Genomic DNA, 1,973 nt, shown 5'->3' with positions numbered 1-1,973 from the left:
CCTATTTAAGTGATGTGCTGAAAAGGCTGCCGACACATAAAGTGACCCAGATTGAAGAATTGCTGCCGCACTGCTGGAAACCTAAATCGAATTAAAAAATAGGTATGGGATTCAGCGGACGCTTACACATCTTTAAAAGATTGTTTTCATCATTTATATTTTTTATAGCTTTGCTTACACAATCAATTACGTCATTAGTTTTAGAAATAGCTTCTTTTTCAGATACTTGATCGCTTACTTTTCGAGATATTAAGTCATCAAAATATATCCTATATTCTTCACAAACTAGATAAAAATAAGGGTCTAATCTATCTAAATCATATTCAGATTCAAAGGGTTTACGATCTAATAAATCTTTTTCAGGATAAATAATCAATTGTCCTGCATCGAACCAAAACTCCACAGAAAAATTATCAAACTCAATTCCATTTAAATCATTACTAAAATTTTGAAAATACTGTAATAAAAGATTTTCTATATCCTCTAAAAACTCTTTATTCTTAATATCAAATATTAAAGATTCATTAGAAATAGCTTTGATACAATCTTCTTGAATATCTAACCCCTTTAAAGTCATTTTTACTCCATTTAAATTTTTAGGTTTTGGTGCATTAAGAATTTTGATTAACTTAACATAATGGCGGTTATACGAAATTCACCGTTTCGAGCCCCAAATATCAAGTTTATTTCTTGCATAAATGTATCCTATAGGATACATTCTACTTATGTACTCAATATATACCACTGAAGTCTTTGATGACTGGTTCACCAAGTTAAAAGACCAGCAGGCAAAAAGACGCATACAAGTCCGAATTGATCGGGTTGAAGATGGAAACTTTGGAGATACTGAGCCGGTCGGTGAAGGTGTTTCTGAATTACGTTTCTTCTTTGGGCCAGGCTATAGGATTTATTACTGCAAGCAAGGGCAAAGGGTTGTTATTCTTTTAGCAGGCGGAGATAAGTCTACGCAAAGTAAAGATATAAAACTTGCCCTGCAATTGGCACAAGATTTAGAGGAGGAGCTATAAATGGCTATTAAACTTCGCAAATGGGACAGTGCTGAGCATCTTAAAACAGAGGATGATATGCAGGCTTACTTACAAGCATGTATTGAAGAATCTAATGGCGATGCCGCATTCATTGCAAAGGCTTTAGGTAACATTGCAAAAGCTAAAGGAATGGCTCAATTATCACGAGATACAGGCTTAGGCCGAGAAAGTCTTTATAAAGCACTTTCTGGTGATGTTAACCCTAGTTTTGATACTGTGATTAAAGTTGTAAAAGCACTGAATTTACGCTTAGCAATTTAAAAAAAGTTATTAAAAAATGGAGCTTTAGGCTCCATTTTTTAATTTCGTATAAGGTGTATTATGTTAATTTTAGAAATTCTTAATTTCCATCTATCCAAACTTGCTTGATCCAATCTGCTAAATCTTCCCACTGCTCATCGCTATATCCATCTGCTGTCCAATATCTAATTTTATGATTAGGAGATAGGCAATAATAACTACCATTATCTTCACAAATAGGTAGCCAATCTTCTGGCAGACCTTGCTCCCTAGCATCATTTAATATCTGAGATAGCCCTCGATAGCATTCTTTCTCATCTGTAAGAGACGCTAATTCAATTGTTCCATAAAAGATATTGCTAATCTCTTTCAAAACTTTTTTATAATCTTTTGGAAAAATAAAACCTATTTTTCGTTCATAAGCAGATATGAAAATATCATCAGGTAGTTCTATGTTTAGACGACTATTCCCAGATAGTTCTTTTAATTCTTGAATAATGTTATCAAGCTTATTTTGCATATACATTCTGCTCTATCGCATTAAAGTTCTTACTACAATTTAACATAATGGCTGTTATGCGAAACGAGATCTACCAGCTCTCGTTTTTTGTTATGGAAACTGCTAAAATTCAAATACGCCATTGACGTATAAAGAGTCCATGTTATTTATTGAAACCAGCATCT

Annotated in this window: 5 protein-coding genes; 3 read left to right on the top strand and 2 right to left on the bottom strand. The window is 33.2% G+C overall.

The window, feature by feature from the left end:
* Positions 1 to 95 (top strand): transposase domain-containing protein (locus HYG93_RS19115; RefSeq protein ID WP_046889966.1); only part of this gene is annotated, 95 nt, incomplete at its 5' end.
* Here HYG93_RS19115 and HYG93_RS19110 read toward each other — a convergent pair.
* Positions 92 to 577, bottom strand: a complete 486-nt coding sequence (locus HYG93_RS19110; protein WP_178962792.1) for a hypothetical protein — start codon at positions 575 to 577, stop codon at positions 92 to 94. The genes HYG93_RS19115 and HYG93_RS19110 overlap by 4 nt on opposite strands.
* 148 nt (positions 578 to 725) lie before the next feature.
* Between HYG93_RS19110 and HYG93_RS19105 the strand changes: the two genes are divergently transcribed.
* Positions 726 to 1,028, top strand: coding sequence for a type II toxin-antitoxin system RelE/ParE family toxin (locus HYG93_RS19105; RefSeq protein WP_000286964.1), 303 nt, complete (start codon positions 726 to 728; stop codon positions 1,026 to 1,028).
* The gene (locus tag HYG93_RS19100) at positions 1,029 to 1,310 is read left to right on the top strand and encodes an addiction module antidote protein (RefSeq protein WP_000985609.1); all 282 of its coding nucleotides are present in this window, start codon (positions 1,029 to 1,031) and stop codon (positions 1,308 to 1,310) included.
* Between the two features lie 79 nt (positions 1,311 to 1,389).
* On the opposite strand, the gene HYG93_RS19095 is transcribed toward HYG93_RS19100, so the two are convergent.
* Positions 1,390 to 1,809 (bottom strand): SMI1/KNR4 family protein, encoded by a 420-nt coding sequence (locus tag HYG93_RS19095; protein WP_001180106.1) that lies wholly within the window; start codon positions 1,807 to 1,809, stop codon positions 1,390 to 1,392.
* Positions 1,810 to 1,973 lie beyond the last annotated feature (164 nt).

Origin of the sequence: Acinetobacter sp. SwsAc6, assembly GCF_013391565.1 — a bacterium.
GTDB classification, from domain to species: Bacteria; Pseudomonadota; Gammaproteobacteria; order Pseudomonadales; family Moraxellaceae; genus Acinetobacter; species Acinetobacter cumulans.
This window is presented reverse-complemented; position numbering and strand designations above follow the sequence as displayed.